Annotated in this window: 16 protein-coding genes and 2 pseudogenes; 8 read left to right on the top strand and 10 right to left on the bottom strand. The window is 71.0% G+C overall.

The features are described from left to right. Positions 1-10: 10 nt before the first annotated feature. The gene (locus J7E89_RS23405; protein ID WP_251060975.1) at positions 11-940 is read right to left on the bottom strand and encodes a lantibiotic dehydratase family protein; all 930 of its coding nucleotides are present in this window, start codon (positions 938-940) and stop codon (positions 11-13) included. Between J7E89_RS23405 and J7E89_RS23410 the strand changes: the two genes are divergently transcribed. Both J7E89_RS23410 and J7E89_RS23415 read left to right on the top strand, forming a co-directional pair. Then, positions 939-1,247 carry a hypothetical protein gene (locus tag J7E89_RS23410; RefSeq protein ID WP_214976351.1) on the top strand — a complete coding sequence of 103 codons (309 nt, stop codon included), beginning with the start codon at positions 939-941 and terminating at the stop codon, positions 1,245-1,247. The genes J7E89_RS23405 and J7E89_RS23410 overlap by 2 nt on opposite strands. A 53-nt stretch (positions 1,248-1,300) precedes the next feature. Continuing rightward, the gene (locus J7E89_RS23415) at positions 1,301-2,077 is read left to right on the top strand and encodes a DNA-binding response regulator (protein ID WP_214976352.1); all 777 of its coding nucleotides are present in this window, start codon (positions 1,301-1,303) and stop codon (positions 2,075-2,077) included. Positions 2,078-2,186: 109 nt separating this feature from the next. Here the strand turns inward: J7E89_RS23415 and J7E89_RS23420 are convergent, their stop codons facing one another. Both J7E89_RS23420 and J7E89_RS23425 read right to left on the bottom strand, forming a co-directional pair. Next, a complete protein-coding gene (locus J7E89_RS23420; RefSeq protein WP_214976353.1) occupies positions 2,187-2,921 on the bottom strand; it encodes an ABC transporter ATP-binding protein in 735 nt (244 codons plus the stop codon). 2 nt (positions 2,922-2,923) lie between these two features. Further along, positions 2,924-3,727 carry an ABC transporter permease gene (locus tag J7E89_RS23425; RefSeq protein WP_214976354.1) on the bottom strand — a complete coding sequence of 268 codons (804 nt, stop codon included), beginning with the start codon at positions 3,725-3,727 and terminating at the stop codon, positions 2,924-2,926. Between the two features lie 204 nt (positions 3,728-3,931). Here J7E89_RS23425 and J7E89_RS23430 point away from each other — a divergent pair, with 204 nt between their 5' ends. Together J7E89_RS23430 and J7E89_RS23435 are read left to right on the top strand one after the other, a co-directional pair. After that, positions 3,932-4,240, top strand: a complete 309-nt coding sequence (locus tag J7E89_RS23430; protein WP_214976355.1) for a hypothetical protein — start codon at positions 3,932-3,934, stop codon at positions 4,238-4,240. Positions 4,241-4,249: 9 nt separating this feature from the next. Next, positions 4,250-4,483 carry a hypothetical protein gene (locus J7E89_RS23435; RefSeq protein ID WP_214976356.1) on the top strand — a complete coding sequence of 78 codons (234 nt, stop codon included), beginning with the start codon at positions 4,250-4,252 and terminating at the stop codon, positions 4,481-4,483. Between the two features lie 47 nt (positions 4,484-4,530). Here J7E89_RS23435 and J7E89_RS23440 read toward each other — a convergent pair whose 3' ends face one another. The 3 genes and pseudogenes from J7E89_RS23440 to J7E89_RS23450 form a co-directional block, all read right to left on the bottom strand. Next, a complete protein-coding gene (locus J7E89_RS23440; protein ID WP_214976357.1) occupies positions 4,531-6,930 on the bottom strand; it encodes a SpoIIE family protein phosphatase in 2,400 nt (799 codons plus the stop codon). Positions 6,931-7,027: 97 nt separating this feature from the next. After that, on the bottom strand, positions 7,028-7,750 hold the full coding sequence (locus J7E89_RS23445; protein ID WP_214976358.1) for a methyltransferase domain-containing protein: 723 nt from the start codon (positions 7,748-7,750) through the stop codon (positions 7,028-7,030). Between the two features lie 116 nt (positions 7,751-7,866). Then, positions 7,867-9,986, bottom strand: a pseudogene (locus J7E89_RS23450) (SpoIIE family protein phosphatase). Between the two features lie 193 nt (positions 9,987-10,179). Here J7E89_RS23450 and J7E89_RS23455 point away from each other — a divergent pair. Further along, the gene (locus J7E89_RS23455; protein ID WP_214976359.1) at positions 10,180-10,995 is read left to right on the top strand and encodes an SDR family NAD(P)-dependent oxidoreductase; all 816 of its coding nucleotides are present in this window, start codon (positions 10,180-10,182) and stop codon (positions 10,993-10,995) included. Positions 10,996-11,013: 18 nt separating this feature from the next. Here J7E89_RS23455 and J7E89_RS23460 read toward each other — a convergent pair whose 3' ends face one another. The 4 genes and pseudogenes from J7E89_RS23460 to J7E89_RS23470 form a co-directional block, all read right to left on the bottom strand. After that, the gene (locus tag J7E89_RS23460) at positions 11,014-12,261 is read right to left on the bottom strand and encodes a patatin-like phospholipase family protein (RefSeq protein ID WP_214976360.1); all 1,248 of its coding nucleotides are present in this window, start codon (positions 12,259-12,261) and stop codon (positions 11,014-11,016) included. Continuing rightward, positions 12,258-13,349, bottom strand: a complete 1,092-nt coding sequence (locus tag J7E89_RS23465) for a ComEC/Rec2 family competence protein (RefSeq protein ID WP_214976361.1) — start codon at positions 13,347-13,349, stop codon at positions 12,258-12,260. The genes J7E89_RS23460 and J7E89_RS23465 overlap by 4 nt, the downstream gene beginning before the upstream one ends. A gap of 109 nt (positions 13,350-13,458) precedes the next feature. Continuing rightward, positions 13,459-13,965: pseudogene (locus J7E89_RS41025) on the bottom strand (alpha-ketoglutarate-dependent dioxygenase AlkB); the annotation flags it as partial. Between the two features lie 36 nt (positions 13,966-14,001). Continuing rightward, positions 14,002-15,042, bottom strand: coding sequence for an enoyl-CoA hydratase/isomerase family protein (locus J7E89_RS23470; protein ID WP_214976362.1), 1,041 nt, complete (start codon positions 15,040-15,042; stop codon positions 14,002-14,004). A 157-nt stretch (positions 15,043-15,199) separates the two neighbouring features. On the opposite strand from J7E89_RS23470, the gene tdh reads away from it, so the two are divergent. The 3 genes from tdh (at position 15,200) to J7E89_RS23485 (ending at position 18,576) form a co-directional block, all read left to right on the top strand. After that, entirely contained in the window at positions 15,200-16,228 is a 1,029-nt protein-coding gene (tdh, locus tag J7E89_RS23475; RefSeq protein ID WP_214976363.1) for an L-threonine 3-dehydrogenase, read from the top strand. A 255-nt stretch (positions 16,229-16,483) separates the two neighbouring features. Beyond that, complete coding sequence (locus J7E89_RS23480; protein WP_214976364.1) at positions 16,484-17,665, top strand: glycine C-acetyltransferase; 1,182 nt, start codon at positions 16,484-16,486, stop codon at positions 17,663-17,665. Then, the gene (locus J7E89_RS23485; RefSeq protein ID WP_214976365.1) at positions 17,662-18,576 is read left to right on the top strand and encodes a LysR family transcriptional regulator; all 915 of its coding nucleotides are present in this window, start codon (positions 17,662-17,664) and stop codon (positions 18,574-18,576) included. The genes J7E89_RS23480 and J7E89_RS23485 overlap by 4 nt, the downstream gene beginning before the upstream one ends. Positions 18,577-18,783 lie beyond the last annotated feature (207 nt).

Here is an 18,783-nt window from a genome sequence, read left to right on the forward strand (position 1 = left end):
CTGGCCAAGATCAGAGGTAGATGTCCAGGAAGCGGCGGTGGTAGTCGCGCAGGGCGAAGAGCCCGAGCTTGGGGCGGGAGAGGCGCCACATCACACCGGTGGCGTCTTCGATCACTTCACGTACCGCGTACGGCAGGTGCAGTGTCGTGTCGAGACGGGTGCCGATGTGCAGCGGCGTGTCGTCGGGCTCCACCGAGCGCGCCGTTTCCAGCAGCCGGCGCAGGTGTTCACGGCCGCCGCCGACGGGCTGGGCGTCGTACGCCTGCCGCTGATCCTCCACGGCCAGCAGCGCCTCATGTATCCGGCGGGTGTCCTCGGACGGTTCGGTGACCCGCGCCAGCAGCCGCAGGACATGGTGCAGCGGGTCGCCGCCGTCCAGTGGCGGACGCAGTCCGGTGATGAGGATCTCCTGCCGCACCAGTTCGGCGAGCAGTCCGCGGACACGCTCGGCGGGAGCGCCGGGAAAGGCTTCCGCGGTGCGGCGGACCAGTTCCTCGTACGGCAGCGGAGCCTGGGCCTCGGCCACGGCCCGCTCGACCACCGGAGTCCTGCGTACGGACACCGTGGAGCGACCCTCGCCGCTCTCGCCGGGAGCGACTCCGTGGGTGGACGGCGAGGTGAGGACCAGTCGGTCCCCGCGCCGGGCCAGGGCCTGGTGGGCCTGGACGGTCAGCGTGGCGAGCACGGCCGGGTCGCGTTCCAGCCGGTGACCGATCCTGGTGAGCCACTGCATGTCGGCGTGGGTGCGGGTGCGGTGCGCGGTGCCCCGCTCGGCCTTGGCGGTGGAATCGAAGTGTCCGGTCGCCACGCCCGCGAACAGGCCGAAGGGGGTGGGCCTGGTCCGCATCCTGATGTCGTAGCGGAGCACGGCGAGCGCGGCCCGGCGCAGTTGTCCGGCTTTGATGCCGTCGCGGCCGCGTACGGTGACGCGGCGGACCATGGCGCTGAGGCTGGGCGAGGCCAGGTCGAGTGCCTCGCTCAGGGCGGTGTCCGCAGGGACCGAGGCCAGCAGTTCGGCGCAGGCGGTGAGGTCCCTGAAGGTGGATCACGGCACCGCCGAGTGCCGGGAGGGGAACCTGGCACTCATCACCGCCCCCGACGGAACGACCTATGCGCTCAACGACCGTGCCGAGGACGCCGGTTACCCCGACATCGACCCGCTGCGCGTGACCGGCGACAGTGGGGACAAGGTGAGCCTCGGCTCACTGCTCAGCAGGACCATGAAGCTTTGCCCTGCCTCGGGTTGACCACCCGAGGCGGCACCCCATGATCACGTGACAACAGCACGGGGGACATCGCCTTGCACCAGTCCGCTTCGACCACCACCGAACTCCACGTCCTGGTTCACTCCGGGCTCAAAGCACACCTCGACTCACCTCGTACACCGTTCAGTACGCTCAGGTCCGGCGTCGACCGCATCGAATTCATCGACGACGACGATCTGGCCGCACCCGGGACCGTGCTCGACCTCCCGGTCCTGATACCTGTCACCAGCGAGTTCCAGGCCGAGTGCCTGCGCGCCGTAAGAGCGCGGCACCCGCTGTCCCTCCTTGTCGCGGTCACCCACGACCTCACGGGGTTCCGGACGTACTTCGCCATCCGCTCGGGCGCCAACTTCGTGTTCAACCTGGCGATACCCGGCGAGAGCCAGATCGACATGCTGTACGCCCAGTCCCGGTCGCACCGGATGACCACGCCCGCGGGCCCCACCGGCCCGTGGTTGCGGGCAGCGCCGGGCGACCACGGAGGTCGTCACGAGAGCCACGCGAGCGGTGACGCCCGGGATCACGCGGGTCGGGGCGGCCCCGCCGGCGACGAACGATGTCCCGATCCGGCCCTTTCCGAGTCCGACGCGGAGCTGGCGCGAATGCTCTGTACGCCCATGACCGTGTCCGAGATCGCCCGGAGCTATTACTGCTCCGAGCGGTCCATGTACCGCCGCGTCCGCAAGCTCTACGACGATCTGGGCGTCTCGGGCCGGACGGAGCTGATGTCGCTGGCCGGCACACTCGGCCTGAACCAGCCGGCGACGACTCGGCTGCCCGGTCCGCGGGCGGTCCGTCCGCGCGCCTGCTGACCCCCTGGATCACCCGTACGCCCAAACGCCCCCACATCCACGATATACAGGCGCTCCACCGACGGCCCCGTGACGCTCAGCGCCGGGGCCGTCGGCATGCCGCCGCCGGTCAACGGATGCCCGTGTCCGCGGTTTCCAGCAGCCGGAAGAATCCGGCTTCCACGTCTCCGTCGAGGGCCAGCCCCGCCAGGGAGCCCTCGTACTGGGTGCGGCCGGCCGCCAGCACGTGCACCCGGTCGCAGACCTGGGCCACCTCCGCCAGCTGATGGCTGGCGATCAGCACCGCCACGCCCTCTCCGGCCAGCGACCGGATGATGCCGCGCATCTCGCGGATGCCGACGGGGTCCAGGCCGTTGGTGGGCTCGTCCAGGACGACCAGCCGCGGCCTGGCCAGCAGAGCGACAGCGATGCCCGGGCGCCAGCGCATGCCGAGCGAGTACGCGCCGACCTTCCTGCTCCGCGCGTCGGTCATTTTGACCAGGCGCAGCGCCGGTTCGATCCACTCCTCGGGCACACAGCGCAGCTTGGCGTGAACCTTGAGCGTCTCGTCGGCCGTCAGCGTCGGCCAGAGGCCGGGGACTTCGATCAGGGCGCCGACGTCGGCCAGCGACTCCCGCCCGACCGGACGGCCGAAAATCTCGATGCTGCCCGACGTGGGCCGCTGCAGCCCCAGCAGCGCCTTCATGAGCGTCGTCTTACCGGCGCCGTTGGGCCCGAGCAGCCCGTAGACCTCTCCCGCGCCGACCGTGAGGTCCACACCGTCCAGGGCCCGGTGCGAGCCGTAGTGCTTGTGCAGTTGGCGGATCGTGAGCGCCGGTGTCGTGGTCATCTTCAGATCTGTCATGGTCAGATCTCCTTACGGCTCATGTGCATACGACCGACGACCAGCAGGACCGCGGTCAGTACGACGGCCATGCCGACGGCCAGCGGGATGGCGGACATGTCGGTCACCGGGCTGTCCTTCGGAAGCGGCACTCCGTTGGGCCCGATCCCGGCCAGCGGCAGCACCACCCGCATAGGCCACGCGAAGGGAACGGCGTACCAGAAGACCTTGTCCGAGACGAGCGCCCCGCACAGCAGGCCGGCGACGCCCACCCCGATGCTGGGGCCCATGCCCCATACCACCGCGACCAGCACGGCGAGCGCCGTCATGGACAGGCCCACCAGCCAGGGCAGATAGACGGCCGCCACGACCGTGCCCATGGCCTGAGGGAAACGTCCGCTGATCAGCGCGCCGAGGGAAAGCATCACCAGCAGCACGGTGGAGGAGACGAAGCCCAGGACACCGAGGGCGGCCACCTTGCCGACGAAGTATCGTCCGCGCGGCACACCGTACGAGAGCAGCAGCCGCCACGCGTCCTGGTCGGCGCGGACGGACAGTGCGGCGGCCAGACCGGCGGTCATCGGTACCAGTACGCCCCAGAACTCCAGCGTCACATTGCGGAACACCTCGAAGGCCTGGCCCGCCTCGGCCTCGGACGAGCCGAGCGAGCCCAGGAAGAGAGGGACGGTGATGATCACCGGAGCGAGGAGGTGGTACCACGGTACGAACCCCCGCTTGTTGCGGGCGAGTTCGGTGCCGACCACGGTCGCCAGTGTGGGGTTGTCGCGCCGCCTCGCCGGGGACGGGACAGCCGTGTCGTACGTCATGTGTTCTCCTGCCTGGCCGCTGTCGCTTACGCCGTGTACGTAGCGGCGGCAGGCCGTTCGGTTCACCGTGCCCACGGCAGTCGGCGGACAGCTGACAACGGGCTGCCAACCGGGCTGCCAACGCCGCTGATCGGCGTCGTCGAGTGCGAGTGTCGTAGGCGCAACGCCCACTCCGTACTTGGAACTTGTCAGGGAGGAACACGCATGAAGAAGCTCCGCAGCGCGCTCGCCGTCGGTGCCATGACCCTCGCGCTCGGCGGTCTCCTCGCGCCCGCCGCTTCCGCCGGCACCATGACGCAGGATGCTCCGCGGGCAGAGACTGGAATCCAGAGGACCTGGCATGCCACTGTGCAGTGCCAGATCGTCCGTATCAGTGACAACAACGTCGTCAAGGTCGAGCGGGCCGACGGCACGGGCAACACGCAGGAGAAAGCCGTCCAGGACGCGGCCCGCAACGTCCCCGTTCCGCAGGGGCACTACAAGCGCCACTGCGACACCAAGCGCATTTGGTAGAGGTAAGCAATGCCTGAAGAACCCAGTGTCCATGAATTGCGGCTGGGCATTTATGCCACTCAGCAGCAGGCTGATGAGATCAAGGAACGCATCACCAGGCTGCTGTGCCCGGAGCCGGATCACGCCCCGCCGTGCCCGGTCCCGTGGTCGATGTTCATGGTGCACATGTCGGATCTCGACGCCCGCGAACTTCATCCGGGACTGGTCGAGCAGGCCGAGGCGGAGAAGCGCCTTCGTCCGTAACGGCGGTGGGGCCGGCCCGCGTTTGCGCGGCCGGCCCCACTGCGGGCTCAGCTACCCGGTGGGAAGGCCTGTTCGGTCCAAATGGTCTTTCCGGAGCGGGTGTAGCGCGTTCCCCACCGCTGGACGAGCTGCGCGACGATGAACAGGCCGCGCCCGCCCTCGTCGTCCTCCCCGCTGTGGCGCAGGTGCGGTGAGGTGTGGCCGGTGTCCGCGACCTCGCACAGGAGCGTACGGTCGCGGATGAGGCGCAGGTGCAGCGGCCCGGCGGCGTACCGCACCGCGTTGGTGACCAGTTCGCTGACGACGAGCTCGGTGGCGAACGTCAGCTCCCGCAGGCCCCAGTCGTGAAGCTGCCCGGTGGCCAGATCCCGGGCATGGCTCACGGCGGCCGGTTCCGCGGGCAGCTCCCATTCGGCGACCTGCGAGGCGCCGAGTTCGCGGGTGCGGACGAGCAGCAGGGCCGTGTCGTCGGCGGTCTGCCCGTCCGGTACGAGTTCCGACACGGCCCGGTCGCACAGCTCCTCCAGCGACGCGTGCCGGTCGCTGAGTACCCGTCCCAGGGTGTCCAGTCCGTGATCGATGTCGCGGTCGCGGGCTTCGACCAGGCCGTCGGTGAAGAGGGCCAGCAGACTGCCCACCGGCAGCTCTATCTCCATGGACTCGAACGGCAGGCCACCGAGCCCCAGGGGCGGTCCGGCCGGCAGGTCCGGGAAGGACAGCCGGCCGTCCGGGTGCACGACCGCCGGCGGTAGGTGTCCGGCCCGGGCCATGACGCATCGTCGCGAGACCGGGTCGTAGACCGCGTAGAGACAGGTGGCCCCGGTGGTCACATCGTCGAAGGTGCCGTCGAGCGTGCCGAGCTCGCCCCACTGCTCCTCCGCCGACTGCCCCACCAGATCGTCCAGCCGCGTCAGCAGCTCGTCGGGAGCCAGGTCCATCTGGGCGAACGCGCGTACGGTCGTGCGCAGCCGTCCCATGGTGGCGGCCGCCTGCAGGCCGTGGCCGACCACGTCCCCGACGACGAGTCCGACGCGGGTCCCGGACAGGGGGATGACGTCGAACCAGTCGCCGCCGACCCCTGACAGGTCGTCCGTGGGCAGGTAGCGATAGGCCAGATCGACCGCCGACTGCCGCGGCACGTGCTGCGGCAGCAGCTGGCGTTGCAGGGCGAGGGCCGCGGTGCGTTCACGGGTGAAGCGGCGGGCGTTGTCGATGGACACCGCCGTACGGGCGGCGAGCTCGTCGGCCAGCGCGATCTCACCGCTGTCGAAGGTGGCCTTGCCGATGCCCCGTACGAAGGTGACGAGGCCGAGGGTGCTGTCCCCGGCCCGCAACGGCACGACCAGGGTGGTGTCGTCGAGCACGAGCCCGCCGGAGGAGAGGCTGCGGTGCTGCGGCGAACCGGGCGGGTAGGCCACAGGGGGTCGCCCCTGCCCGCCGGGGCCGCCAACGTCTTCGGCCTCTCCGGCCGAGCGGCAGGAGACCCGTACCAGCGCCATCTCCCCCGAGCCGCCGGTGGCCGGCACCTCGCCTTCCAGTACCGCCGTCGCGAGATCGACCGTAACCGTGCCGGCGAACTCAGGGACCGCCACCTCGGTGATCTTCTCGGCGGTGACCAGTACGTCGAGCGCGGTGCCGATTCCGCGGCCCGCCTCGACGAGCAGGGCCAGCCGCTGCTGGGCCTTGTAGCGGTCGGAGATGTCGAAGGCGTCCTCGCACACTCCGAACACGTGCCCGCCGGCGTCCTGGAGCCGGTAGTAGGAGCAGGACCAGAGGTGATCCGCTTCCGGGTCACTGGGAGGCCGGCCCAGGAAGTGCAGGTCGAGAATGGGTTCGCCGGTGTCGAGTACATGGCGCATGACCGCGTCGAGCGTGCGCGGATACCCCTGGGTGACGAACCTGCCCTCGGCGTACAGCTCGTCCGCCCGCAAGCCGCTGAACTCGGCGAACGGCCGTCCGATCTCGCGTTCGTACGCCGTGTTGCACCAGGTCAGGCGCAGGTCGGTGTCGTAGATGGCCAGGCCGACGGGCGACTGCGTGGCCAGCCCGTGCAGCAGGGCCAGCCGGGTCTCCCACACCCGGAGGTCCTTCAGCTCCGTCGCGACGAGGACGCGCTGCGCCGTGCCGGGGCCCGGCAGGGGACACACCGCGGTCGCGAGAAGCAGCTCATGCCCGTCCCGGTGCCGCGCGACGCGGATCTCGTTTCCCCGCAGCGGTGTCACGAGGGGCGAGCCCTCGGCCGGCGGCAGAACGGAGGCCGCCCGGGGTGGCAGGATCACCCCCAGGGGCTGTCCGACGATCTCGTGCGGCCGGTAACCGAGCAGTTCCTCGGCCGCGGGACTCCATCCGATGACCGTGTCCTGGGCGTCGACAACCGCCGTGGCCGCCCTGGTGACGTCGAGGGGACCACGGAAGTCGGCACTCTGTGCCGCGTTCCACGCACTCATGGCGCCACACCAGCCCGGTTCATCACCTACAGAATCCGCCGTGCCCAGGGCAGGCACAACCGCGATACGCCCACACACCGGCAGCCGCAGGGCATTCTCAGCCGGTACGCCCCACGATCAGCCACTGCGCGGGCAGCTCTATGCGGGTGCCGTCCGCCCGGAACTCCGTCTCGGCGAGGGCGGTACGGCCGTCCGCCAGGACGGTGAGTCCCGACGCGCGCAGAAGATCCGGCACTTCGCGGTCCTGGGCCTCCGCCGGTTTCAGCCCGTGCGCGAAGACCCGGGCCAGCTTCGGCGGCGGTCCGCCCGGCTCGCGCATGAGTTCCCGCAGTACGGTCTTCGCCTCGGCGGTCAGTTCCACCACGAAGGCACGCCCCCGCTGCCCCACCAGCTCCGCGACCGCCGCCGCGATCAGGGGCCGGTCCGGCGGCTCGCTCTGGTGGATGACGGCCCGCAGGTAGACGTTGCTGTCGCCGAGCCGCTTGTGCAACTCGCGCACGGCCGCCGGGTCGGCCGCGTCGAGCTGCCTGAACTCGACCGCGTGCGCGGTGTCCGCGCGTCGCGCGTGGGCCACCGCCGCGTGGGAGAGGTCGACGCCCACCGCGCGGGAGAAGTGGCGTGCCAGATAACGGGTCTGTGTCCCGTTCCCGCACCCGACGTCGACCACGGGTAATGCCGCGTCGATGTGCGGGGCGAACAGCTCCAGGTGGGGTGCGGCCGTCAGAGACGGATCGCTGTCCCAGATCGCTTCACCGGGTGTGTCCGGCGTGTCCCCCCAGTAGCTTTCCCATGCGTGCACGTATCGGCCGGTAAGAGTCATCGGATGCCCCCGGTGGTGCGTACAGACGGACAGACGGACAGACGGCACGGACGGACGAACAGACCTCGCGCCCGATCCTTACCCCGATACCGCCGTCCCCGACACCCAACCAGCGGTCATCCGCCGCCCGGGCCGGAGCGCGCTCCGGGCGGCAGTGGCTGCTCGAACCAGACCACTTTGCCGCGCCCCATGTGGCTCGCCCCCCACCTGCCGGCGAGCCGGCTCACCAGCCGCAGACCGCGCCCGCACTCCTCCTCCGGACCCGCCTCCCGCAGCACGGGCAGCGTGTGCTCCTCGTCCGACACCTCGCACAGCAACGTGTCCGCGCGTACCAGACGCAGTCCCACCGGGCGGCCGCCCGCGTGCCGGACCGCGTTGGTGACGACCTCGCTCACCAGCAGCCGGGTGGTGTCGGCCAGCTCCGGGAGCCCCCAACGCGCCAGTTGACCCTCCACGAGCTGCCGGGCCCGCCGTACGTCGGCCGCCGTGGGGTCCAGCTGCCACGTCGTCATGTCCTCGGGCGGCATACCGTTCAGCCGGGCCATCAGCAGCGCGATGTCGTCCTTGCGCCCGCCGCTCTCCCCGGCCGTCGACACGGCCAGCGCCCGGATGATCGTGTCGCACGCCTCGTCCATGGAGGCGGCCGGGTGCGCCGCCGATTCGCACAGCGCCGCCAGGCCGGATCCAATGTCCTCACCGCGCACCTCGACCAGCCCGTCCGTGCACAGCACCAGCCGGTCGCCCGGCGACACGCTCACCCGGGCGGTGGCGAACGGCACACCCCCGAGGCCGATCAGCGCGCCGCCGGGCACGTCGATCAGCTCGCCGCGGCCGCTCTCGGCGCGTACGAGAACGGGAGGCAGATGCCCGGCGCTGGAGATCAGCAGCTCGCCCGCGACCGGGTCGTAGACGGCGTACAGGCAGGTGGCGAGATAGTGGTCGCCGAGCTGGTGAGCCAGATCGTCGAGCTTGCGCAGCAGCTGCGCAGGCGGGATGTCCAGTACGGCGCGCCGGTTCTGCGGTCCATGTCGGTGAAAGGCTCACGACCGGGGCGGCGCATCAGCACCATGAACCCGAGCACCACCCTGCGCGCCGTCAGGGGTACGACCAGCAGGGACCGGCCGCCGATCAGGGGGCGCAGGTCCCGCTTCTCGAACTGGGCGGAGATGCGCTCGCTCAGGTCGTTCCCGATGCGGGGCAGGAGCACCGGTTCGCCCGTCACCATGCACTGGAAGAACGGGGTCTTCTCGGGAAAGGTCATCTCCTCCCCGACGGGGACGGTGTCGTCCCAGCGGCCCGGCTCGTCGTTGTGCTCCACCCATACCCGGCGCCAGTCGGTGTTCACGTCCGGCGGACCGTCCGGGAACCCCTCGCCGGCGAGGATCTGCACCCGCAGGTGGGTGCCGGCGAAGTCCGCGAAGCGGGGTACGGCGGCGCTGGTGACCTCGCGGATCGTCCGGGTCAGATCGAGCGAGCTACCGATGCGACCGCTCACCTCGTTGAGGAACTCCAGCCGCTCCCGGACGGCGGCGTATTCAAGGTCGACGTCCTTGTCCGGGTCCGTATCGGTCGGCGGCCTTCCGAGGTCCGCCGGGTCGCCGCCGCGCACCTCGGCCGTCGGTGTCCGGCGCTCGCGGTGCTTCGGCACGCCCCAGTCGGGTGTGACCGGGACGCGTTCGTACGTGCTGATTTCCAGGACGGGGTAGCCCAGTTCGAGCACCTGCGACACGATCCGGCCCGCCGTGGCCGGCCCCATGTGGGGAAGGATGTCGGGCAGCCGCTCGGCGAGCAGGCCCGCCCCGGGAAACTCGGTGTGCAGCGCGAAACCGGGGGCGACCCGCTCGTGCGGGTCCCCGTCGTCGCCCAGCCGGGAGGCGTCGGCGGCCAGCACCAGCAGCCGCTCCGGCCCCGGTACGGCCAGCGGGTACGCCCACCACAGCACGTCCAGCGAACCGGAATCGGCGCCCGGATCCGAACCCCCGCCCGGCCGGGGGCACTTGGCACGCCCGGCCGTGAGGTGGTCGGCGAAGTCGTCGTACTCGTAGGGCGCGGTCAAAGCACCGGAAACCGGCAGCAGGTCGGCGGCGAGGGCGCCCACGGCGTCCTGCCTGCGGTGACCGAAAAGCCGGTGCGCGCCGGAGCTCCAGTGCGAGACGAGGCCGTCGCCGCCCACCACGACAACGGCGAGCGGAATCCGGCCGGACACGGCGCGCTGCCGTGGAACCACACCTTCCATGGCTTGCGTTCCCTCCCAGCGGCAAGATCTCCGACGAAGAAGTCATCACGGTACGGCCGAGTGGTGGCGCACACAGGGTGTACGGAGGGAAATGCCTCCATCGGGTGCCGCAGCGGCCCTGTCCCGCCCGGGAGGGCCAGCCCGCCTATGATCGTGCGGATCGTGAGCGACGACGACGGAGGGCCGAACGACCATGGCAGAGCAGCGAGTTGTCATCGTGACCGGCGGGGGGACCGGCATCGGCGCGGCCACGGCGCGGCTGTTGCGTGAAGCCGGACATCAGGTGGTCGTCTCCGGGCGCCGGCCGGAGCCGCTGCGGATCGTGGCCGAGGAGACCGGAGCCCTGGCGTACCCGTCCGACACCGCCGCCCCGGACGCCGTACGTGACCTCGTGGACGCGACCATCACCGCGTACGGGCGGCTGGACGGGCTCGTACTCAACGCGGGGATCGGGCGCTCGGGAGCTGTGGGCGAGTTGTCGGTCGAGGACTGGGAGGCCGTCATGCGTACCAATCTCAACGGTCCCTTCCTCCTCCTGCGCGCCGCGCTCCCGCACCTGCTTCAGGCACGGGGCGCGGTCGTCGCGGTCGCCTCGGTGTCCGCGCTGCGCAACGGCGTCGGCAACGCCGCGTACGCCACGTCCAAGGCGGCGCTGCTGCAGCTCTGCCGTTCCCTCGCCGTCGACTACGGGCGCCACGGCCTGCGCGCCAACACGGTGTGCCCCAGTTGGGTGCGTACCGAGATGGCCGACCGGCGGATGGCGCGGTTCGCCGAGGAAGCCGGGCTGGGCGAGGGCGGCGTCGAAGCGGCGTACGAGGAGGCGACCCGGTTGCTGCCCGGGAGGCGCCCCGGTGAACCGCGTGAGGTCGCCGAGGCGATCGCCTGGCTGCTCTCGCCCGCCGCATCGTACGTCAACGGCGCGACGCTGACGGTCGACGGCGGGGTGACGGCGCTGGACCCGGGGACGGCCGCGTTCGACTTCCGTATCGAGGCGCGCGAGCGCGACTGAACAACGCCACAACGGCCGTCAGAGCGGTGGCGGTACGAGCGCTGCCGGGTCCGGCAGCAACCGGGGGTGGAAGGCGGCGAGCCCGGCGCCCGCCAGCCACCAGCCCCGGTAGACCAGTGCCCGGCACAGGCCCGGGTCGAGCCGGTCGAAGACGGTCGGCACGAGGGCCAGGTCCCGGCCGTCGAAACTCCGGTGCTCCTCGAACGCGTCGCGCCACTGACGGAGCGGCGCCGAGCCGTCCGCCGGGAAGTCGGTGGCCAGCCCGACCAGGACTCCACGGCGGGCGCCGGGTGACGGCGGTTCCCCCTGTCCGTCGCCACGTTGGTCCAGCTGGAAGCGCTCGACGATCGCCCGGGTCCGCAGGGCAGTGCTCTGTCGGTACAGCAGGGAGTTCGCGCGGGCGAGGTCGCGGATGACCGGAATGCGGCCGTACAGGCCGGGCCGGAGGAGGCCTCCGGCGTTGAGGACGAGCAGGAAGGCGTGCCGGTAGCGCTCGCTGTCGATGGCCTCCAAGCCGGTGTTGTCGTACGTTCCTCCGTCCAGCAGGGCCGGCGGGTGCATGGCGCACGGGAAGTGGGCGGAGTCCAGAACCACCGGCGGGAAGGCGCCTGGAACGGCGGCGGAGGCGGCCACGGCGAGGCTCAGCTTCAGCCTCGGCCCGGCAGCGGAGGTCGGGGCCAGTCCGGTCGTGTAGTCACCGAAGACATCGCGTTCGAAGGTGAACCGGGCGCCGGTCGTGAGGTTCGCCGCGTTGAAGATCCAGCGCACCTGCGGGTCCAGGTCCTTCAGTTCGATCCCGTCGAAGAACCACTCGTCCAGACGCCTGGCCAGGACGTCACTGCGGGTCGTCGGGCCCAGCGTCCGCCACAGGCCCCGGACGAGCGCCCTCTTGAACGACCGGGAGGAGACGCGGTCCACGACGGGATTCACGACGAGTTCGTCGACCGCCTCCGCAGTGAAGCCCCGCTCCCTCAACCCCGGCCAGGCGGTGGCGAGGAACCCGTTGGCGACCGAGCCTCCGGACACCGACGAGGCGTACCGCAGGCTGGGCAGCAGCCCGGCGTCGGCCAGCAGGCGTACGAAACCCAGTGCGGAGAGCGTGGCCCTGAAGCCGCCTCCGGAGAGGGTGACCGCGACGGGTCGCGCCGCGGCGGGCGGTTCGGCCGGGCGGAGCGTGTCGCCGCACGGCCGCGCCTGCAGGCCCGTACCCACGGCGGGAGAGTCGACGACCCAGGTGCGACCGGCAGGGTCCTTGGCCGGGTTCATGACTGGTCACCGACCTCTATGACGAGCGCGGGATCCGTGGCCGGCCGCACGTCGACTTCGAAGCTCCGCTTCCTCCGCAAGGTGGTGAGCGCGTCGGTGGCGAAGGCGATGTCGTTGGTCAGGTGGATGACGTACTCATCGTCCTCGTCCCGGGACTCGACGAGCCATCGCAGGGTGTCCTCGTGGGGATGGTGGTGCCTGATTCCGTCGGCCGACACCACGTAGTGGTCGGCTCGCACGCTCTCGAAGAAGTCGCGTTCCACATTGCGTTCGCTGCCGTGGTGCGGCAGTTTCAACAGGTCGACGTGGAGCGGGTCGGAGTCGGTGAGCAGGCCGCTGTCACGCAGTCCGGTGAGTATGCGGTCCCCGCGGGCGTCGCCGGTGAGCAGCGCGGTGCGGCCGTCGTGCCTGATCAACAGGACGATGCTCGAAAGGTTCGGCACCGAACCGTCCGTGTACGACGCCGAGATCACCTCGGGGTCTTTGCGCTTCTTCGCCTCTCGCCAGCGCTTCTCCAGTTGTTCCAGGGCGACCTCGTCGGGCGCGACGACGGTGACGTGGAGGTCGTCGAGCGTCGTTTCGGCGCCCTCGGTCAGCGGCCCGTCGAACAGCGGGTTTCCGGCCAGGCCCAGCGCCGTCGCCTCGTCCCGGATGGCGCGCCCCTGCCCGTAACTCGCTCTCACCGCACCGCTGTTGGTCATGGCGTTCTCGATGAGCGGCTGGACGGACGCGCTCAGCCCGGGGGCCCGCCGGTCGACGAGTTCCTCCACCGAGTTGAACCACAGCCGCTTGACGGCGAACGGCTCGGGAAGCTCGTCACGTCGTGCCCGTCGCATTTCGGCGAGCAGCCTGAGCAGTCCGGCGGCGTGATCGTCGTCGACATGGGAGAGGCAGACGACGTCGATCCTCGGGGTGCCGTCGCTGTCCGGCGTCAGTTGCGACAACTGGTCCCGCAGCGACGCCTCGTAGACACCGGGGGGCCCGCCGTCGACGAGCATGACGCGCCGGCGGGGCGTGCCGTCGGGCGTTCCCCACCGTACGAGGAAACAGTCTCCGTGACGGGCGTCGAGGAAATCGAAGGTGAGCATGGTGGCGGCCTGCCTTCCAGGCTGCTGCCTCAGACGGATTGCATCGCTCGAAGGACATCGACCAGGCCGTGTCCCTGGAAATCCCGCTCGCGGGCGAGATCCGTCGCCGTCCGAGTGGCTTGTGCACGGTCGCCGAGTCGCGATCGCGCGGCCTCAGAGCCAGCTGCCGGGGCGCCCCCAGCGAGACGATCGCGACCATGGTGTCCTCGCTGCTGCCCCGGCCGGTCCTGTCGCCGTGCCAGGCGACACTGTCGCGCCCGTCGCGGTAGAGGCACAGCCCCGCCGTCGCGAACGGCTCGCCGAGTTCGGCGGCGTAGTGCGCGCTCAGTGCGGTACGGGCCTCTTCGAGGCTCGGGTGCGGCAGGGGGTCCTCCGCGCCGAAGAACGACAGCAGCCGCGGCACCTCGACCACGCGCTCGTACATGACGCGCTCCTCCGCACGCCATTCGACCTCGCGCGCCAGTACGTCGAAGAGCGCGTCCGCTCCCGTGACCCACTGCGGGAGCACGTCGATCCAGGCTCCGTGCCCGAGTTCCGTACGGCGCAGCCCGTCCAGCGGACCGAGTGCGATCTCGTCCCCTTGGTCGAAGAGCGAGCCCTGGAGGTGTACGGCCATGGGCTGATTCTATCGCGACCCAAACGTACGTACGAATTAAATGGGCGGCGCGAAGAAGCGCGCCACGTCGTCGGCGGTCACCTCCGCGAGGGTGGCCGGGGACCAGCGCGGCGACCGGTCCTTGTCGATCACCTGGGCCCGGATGCCCTCGACCAGGTCCGGCGAGGAGAGCGCCGCGCAGGACACGCGGTACTCCTGCTCCAGGGCCTCCTCCAGCGTGCCGAGGTCCGCCGCCCGGCGCATCGCGGCCAGGGTGACCTTGAGCGCGAGGGGCGACTTGGCGAGGATCGTTTCGGCGGCGTCCTTCGCCGCCGGTTCGCCGCAGTCGAAGAGCCGGTCGATGATCTCCTCGACCGTGCCGACCGCGTAGCAGTGGTCGATCCACGCCCGGTGCCCGGCCAGTTCCGCCTCCGGTGCCCGGCGGGCGTACCGCGACAGCACGTCGTGCGCCGTGTCCGTCGCGAGATCCGCCAGGAGGGCGGGCAGCCGGTCCGCCGGTACGAAGTGGTCCGTGAGCCCGCACAGCAACGCGTCCCCCGCGCCGACCGCCGCCCCGGTGAGCGCGAGGTGCGTACCGAGCTCTCCCGGCGCTCGCGACAACAGCCAGGTGCCGCCGACGTCCGGCACGAAGCCGATGCCGGTCTCGGGCATGGCCAACCGGGAACGTTCGGTGACGACACGAACGCTGCCGTGGGCGGAGACGCCGACGCCGCCGCCCATCACGATGCCGTCCATGACGGCGACGTACGGCTTGGAGAAGCGGGCGATGTGGGCGTTGAGCCGGTACTCGTCGTGCCAGAACGCCGCCGAGGCGGTGCCGCCGCTCCGCGCGTCCTCGTAGATCGACCGGATGTCCCCGCCCGCGCACAGGCCGCGCTCCCCCGCCCCCGTGATCACGACGGTCGCGACCGCCGGGTCGCTTTCCCAGGCGGCGAGGGCGCCGGCGATCCGGTTCACCATGGGGTGATTCAGGGCGTTGATGGCCCGGGGTCGATTGAGCGTGAGGTACGCGGCGCGCCCGTCGGTGCGCAGGAGTACGGAGGCGTCGGGGGCGTCGGGGGCGTCGTCGGCGATCATCGGGCCAGGGTAGGGGCCGCGTGAAGCTCCGCTGTTGGCCCGGTTAAGAAATCCTCGATGGACCGGGCGGCGCCGGGGGGACAGATTGGTACGCGTTCACAGTTCACTGGTCACTGTTCACCACTGATCGCCTCGCATCCCGCCTGGAGCCGCAGCCATGAAGGCACTTGTCAAGCAGTACGCCGAGCCCGGGCTGTGGCTGATGGATGTGCCGGAGCCGGAGACGGGCCCCGGTGATGTGCTGATCAAGGTGCTCCGCACCGGCATCTGCGGCACGGACCTGCACATCAGGTCGTGGGACGGCTGGGCACAGCAGGCGGTCTCCACGCCGCGCGTCCTCGGCCACGAGTTCGTGGGCGAGGTCGCGGCGGTCGGCGCCGACGTCGCGGACATCGCGGTGGGGGACCTGGTGAGCGGCGAGGGCCACCTGGTCTGCGGGAAGTGCCGCAACTGCCTCGCCGGGCGCCGGCACCTGTGCCGCTCCACCATCGGGCTCGGCGTGGGCCGTGACGGCGCCTTCGCGGAGTACGTCGCCCTGCCGGCCTCGAATGTGTGGGTGCACCGCGCGAAGGTGGACCTGGACATCGCCGCGATCTTCGACCCGTTCGGCAACGCCGTGCACACCGCGCTCTCCTTCCCGCTGGTCGGCGAGGACGTACTGATCACCGGCGCGGGCCCCATCGGCATCATGGCGGCGGCCGTCGCCCGGCACGCAGGTGCGCGCAATGTCGTGATCACCGACGTGAGTGAGTCGCGTCTGGAGATCGCCCGGAAGGCCGGTGCGACGCTGGCGCTCAACGTCGGACAGTCGGACATCGCGGACGCGCAGCGGCAGTTGGGCCTCAAGGAGGGCTTCGACATCGGCCTTGAGATGTCGGGCCGGCCGGAGGCGATGCGGGACATGGTGGCGAATATGACGCACGGCGGGCGGATCGCCATGCTCGGTCTGCCGGCCGAGGAGTTCGCCGTCGACTGGTCAAAGATCGTGACGTCGATGATCACCGTCAAGGGGATCTACGGCCGTGAGATGTACGAGACGTGGTACGCGATGACGGTACTTCTGGAGGGCGGTCTTGACCTCAGCCCGGTGATCACGGGCAGCTACGCCCACCAGGACTTCGACGCGGCGTTCGACGAGGCGGCGACGGCGCGCAGCGGCAAGATCATCCTCGACTGGACGAGCTGAGCCGCCGACCCCCTGGCGGGGCCTTCCCCCTGCCCGCCCGCCGGACGGGCTGGATGCGGCCGCAACCGAAGACCAGCCCCTCCGGCGTTTGAGGAGCGGGGTCCGGGGCGGAGCCCCTCACGCGGCGGAGCCGCAAAGTGTCACAGCGGGAAGGGGCGGGCCGGGGAAAGCCCGCGCAGCGGAAGCCCAGCCGGCACCGCACCCGCACCCGCACTCACACGTCCACCACCCCACGTACTTCAAGGAGAGCCACGTATGTTCACCTCCGTCCGCGAAGACCTCCGCACCACCCTCGAAGAGATCCGCACCGCCGGCCTCTACAAGCCCGAGCGAGTCATCGCCACCCCCCAGAGCGCCTCCGTCTCCGTCCCCTCCGGCGACGTACTCAACTTCTGCGCCAACAACTACCTCGGCCTCGCCGACCACCCCGAAGTCGTAGCCGCCGCCAAGGACGCCCTCGACCGCTGGGGCTACGGCATGGCCTCCGTCCGCTTCATCTGCGGCACCCAGGAGATCCACAAGGAGCTGGAGCAGCGCCTCTCCGCCTTCCTCGGCCAGGAGGACACGATCCTCTACTCCTCCTGCTTCGACGCGAACGGCGGCGTGTTCGAAACGCTCCTCGGCCCCGAGGACGCCGTCATCTCCGACGCCCTCAACCACGCGTCGATCATCGACGGCATCCGCCTCTCCAAGGCCCGCCGCCACCGCTACGCCAACCGCGACCTCGCCGACCTCGAGCAGCAGCTCAAGGACACTCAGGACGCCCGCCGCCGCCTCATCGTCACCGACGGCGTCTTCTCGATGGACGGTTACGTCGCCCCGCTCGCCGAAATCTGCGACCTGGCCGACCAGTACGACGCCATGGTCATGGTCGACGACTCGCACGCCGTCGGCTTCGTCGGCCCGAGCGGTCGCGGCACGCCCGAACTCCACGGCGTGATGGACCGCGTCGACATCATCACCGGCACCCTCGGCAAGGCACTCGGCGGCGCGTCCGGCGGTTACGTCGCGGCCCGCGCCGAGATCGTCGAGCTGCTGCGCCAGCGTTCGCGCCCGTACCTCTTCTCGAACTCCCTGGCCCCGGTGATCGCCGCCGCGTCGATCAAGGTCCTCGACCTCCTCGAATCGGCGGACGAGCTGCGCGAGCGCCTGACCGCCAACACGAAGCTCTTCCGTACGAAGATGACCGACGCCGGCTTCGAGATCCTCCCCGGCGACCACGCCATCGCGCCCGTCATGATCGGTGACGCGGCGGAGGCGGGCCGCATGGCGGAGCTGCTCCTGGAGCGCGGCGTGTACGTGATCGGCTTCTCGTACCCGGTCGTCCCGATGGGCGCGGCCCGCATCCGGGTCCAGCTCTCCGCCGCGCACTCGACCGCCGACGTCGAGCGAGCAGTGACGGCGTTCGTCGACGCTCGGGCGACAATGGCTGGGTGATCGACCCCAGACGACTGCGCATCCTGCGGGCCGTGGCGGACCACCGGACGGTGACCGCCGCGGCTGCGGCGCTGTATCTGACCCCCTCGGCCGTGTCCCAGCAGCTCGCCGCGCTGGAGCAGGAGACCGGCCACACCCTGCTGACCCGCAGCGGCAGGGGCGTACGCCTGACGGCGGCGGGCGACATTCTGCTGGCCCACGCCAACGCGGTGCTGGCGCAGCTGGAGCGGGCCGAGGCCGAGCTCGCGGCGTACGCGGGCGGGGCGGCCGGCGAAGTGCGGGTGGTGGCTTTCGCGACGGGCATCGCGGAGGTGCTGGCCCCGGCGATCAGCCGCCTGTCGGACCACCATCCGGACATCCGGGTACGGGTACGGGACGCCGAGGGCGACGAGAGCCTGCCACTGGTGCTGGACGGGGAGGCGGACGTCGCGCTGGCGGTGGAGTACCGGGGCGCGCCGCGCGAGGACGACCGGCGCCTGGCGCGCGTACCTCTCTACGCCGAGCCGTTCGACGCCGTACTGCACGCGTCGCACCCGCTCGGCCAGAACCCCGCGGTCGCGCTCGCGGACCTGTCCGACAGCGACTGGATCGGCCCGTACCCCGGCAACCCCTGCCACGACGTGATGCTGCTGGCCTGCGAACTGGCCGGCTTCCAGCCCCGGCTCGTGCACTCGTCGGACGACTTCCGCGCGGTGGTGGCGCTGGCGGGGGCGGGGGCGGGGGTGGCGCTGGTGCCGCGGTCGGCGCTGCGCGGGATGGAGCTCAAGGACACGGTGGTACGCCCGGTCACGGGCCCGGCGGCCACGCGCCGCGTATTCGCCGCGGTACGCCGGGGCGCGGAGCACCACCCCCTGATCAGCCCGGTACTGGACGCGCTGGCGGAGTCAGCGGCGGGCCTCACCACCGACTGACCGCCGGGCGGCTCCGCGCCGCCCCGGTCCTCAATCGCCGGACGGGCTGAATTTCCCGACGCCGGTGTAGCGGACTGGGGCGCTGCCCCGGACCCCGCTCCTCAAACGCCGGAGGGGCTGGATGGTGCCGCTGAGCAGGCATGTGTCCGCTGCGCCACAGCATCCAGCCCCGCCCGGCAGGTCCAGCCCGTCCGGCGGTTGAGGACA

This window comes from Streptomyces sp. ISL-100 (assembly GCF_018614615.1).
Taxonomy (GTDB): Bacteria; Actinomycetota; Actinomycetes; order Streptomycetales; family Streptomycetaceae; genus Streptomyces.

What these genes read in the sequence shown, in the direction of transcription:
- J7E89_RS23410 (WP_214976351.1), top strand. Translation starts at nt 939, where the DNA reads ATGGCGCTGAGGCTGGGCGAGGCCAGGTCGAGTGCCTCGCTCAGGGCG.
- J7E89_RS23405 (WP_251060975.1), bottom strand. Translation starts at nt 940, where the DNA reads ATGGTCCGCCGCGTCACCGTACGCGGCCGCGACGGCATCAAAGCCGGA.
- J7E89_RS23420 (WP_214976353.1), bottom strand. Translation starts at nt 2,921, where the DNA reads ATGACAGATCTGAAGATGACCACGACACCGGCGCTCACGATCCGCCAA.
- J7E89_RS23425 (WP_214976354.1), bottom strand. Translation starts at nt 3,727, where the DNA reads ATGACGTACGACACGGCTGTCCCGTCCCCGGCGAGGCGGCGCGACAAC.
- J7E89_RS23430 (WP_214976355.1), top strand. Translation starts at nt 3,932, where the DNA reads ATGAAGAAGCTCCGCAGCGCGCTCGCCGTCGGTGCCATGACCCTCGCG.
- J7E89_RS23435 (WP_214976356.1), top strand. Translation starts at nt 4,250, where the DNA reads ATGCCTGAAGAACCCAGTGTCCATGAATTGCGGCTGGGCATTTATGCC.
- J7E89_RS23440 (WP_214976357.1), bottom strand. Translation starts at nt 6,930, where the DNA reads ATGAGTGCGTGGAACGCGGCACAGAGTGCCGACTTCCGTGGTCCCCTC.
- J7E89_RS23445 (WP_214976358.1), bottom strand. Translation starts at nt 7,750, where the DNA reads ATGACTCTTACCGGCCGATACGTGCACGCATGGGAAAGCTACTGGGGG.
- J7E89_RS23455 (WP_214976359.1), top strand. Translation starts at nt 10,180, where the DNA reads ATGGCAGAGCAGCGAGTTGTCATCGTGACCGGCGGGGGGACCGGCATC.
- J7E89_RS23460 (WP_214976360.1), bottom strand. Translation starts at nt 12,261, where the DNA reads ATGAACCCGGCCAAGGACCCTGCCGGTCGCACCTGGGTCGTCGACTCT.
- J7E89_RS23465 (WP_214976361.1), bottom strand. Translation starts at nt 13,349, where the DNA reads ATGCTCACCTTCGATTTCCTCGACGCCCGTCACGGAGACTGTTTCCTC.
- J7E89_RS23470 (WP_214976362.1), bottom strand. Translation starts at nt 15,042, where the DNA reads ATGATCGCCGACGACGCCCCCGACGCCCCCGACGCCTCCGTACTCCTG.
- tdh (WP_214976363.1), top strand. Translation starts at nt 15,200, where the DNA reads ATGAAGGCACTTGTCAAGCAGTACGCCGAGCCCGGGCTGTGGCTGATG.
- J7E89_RS23480 (WP_214976364.1), top strand. Translation starts at nt 16,484, where the DNA reads ATGTTCACCTCCGTCCGCGAAGACCTCCGCACCACCCTCGAAGAGATC.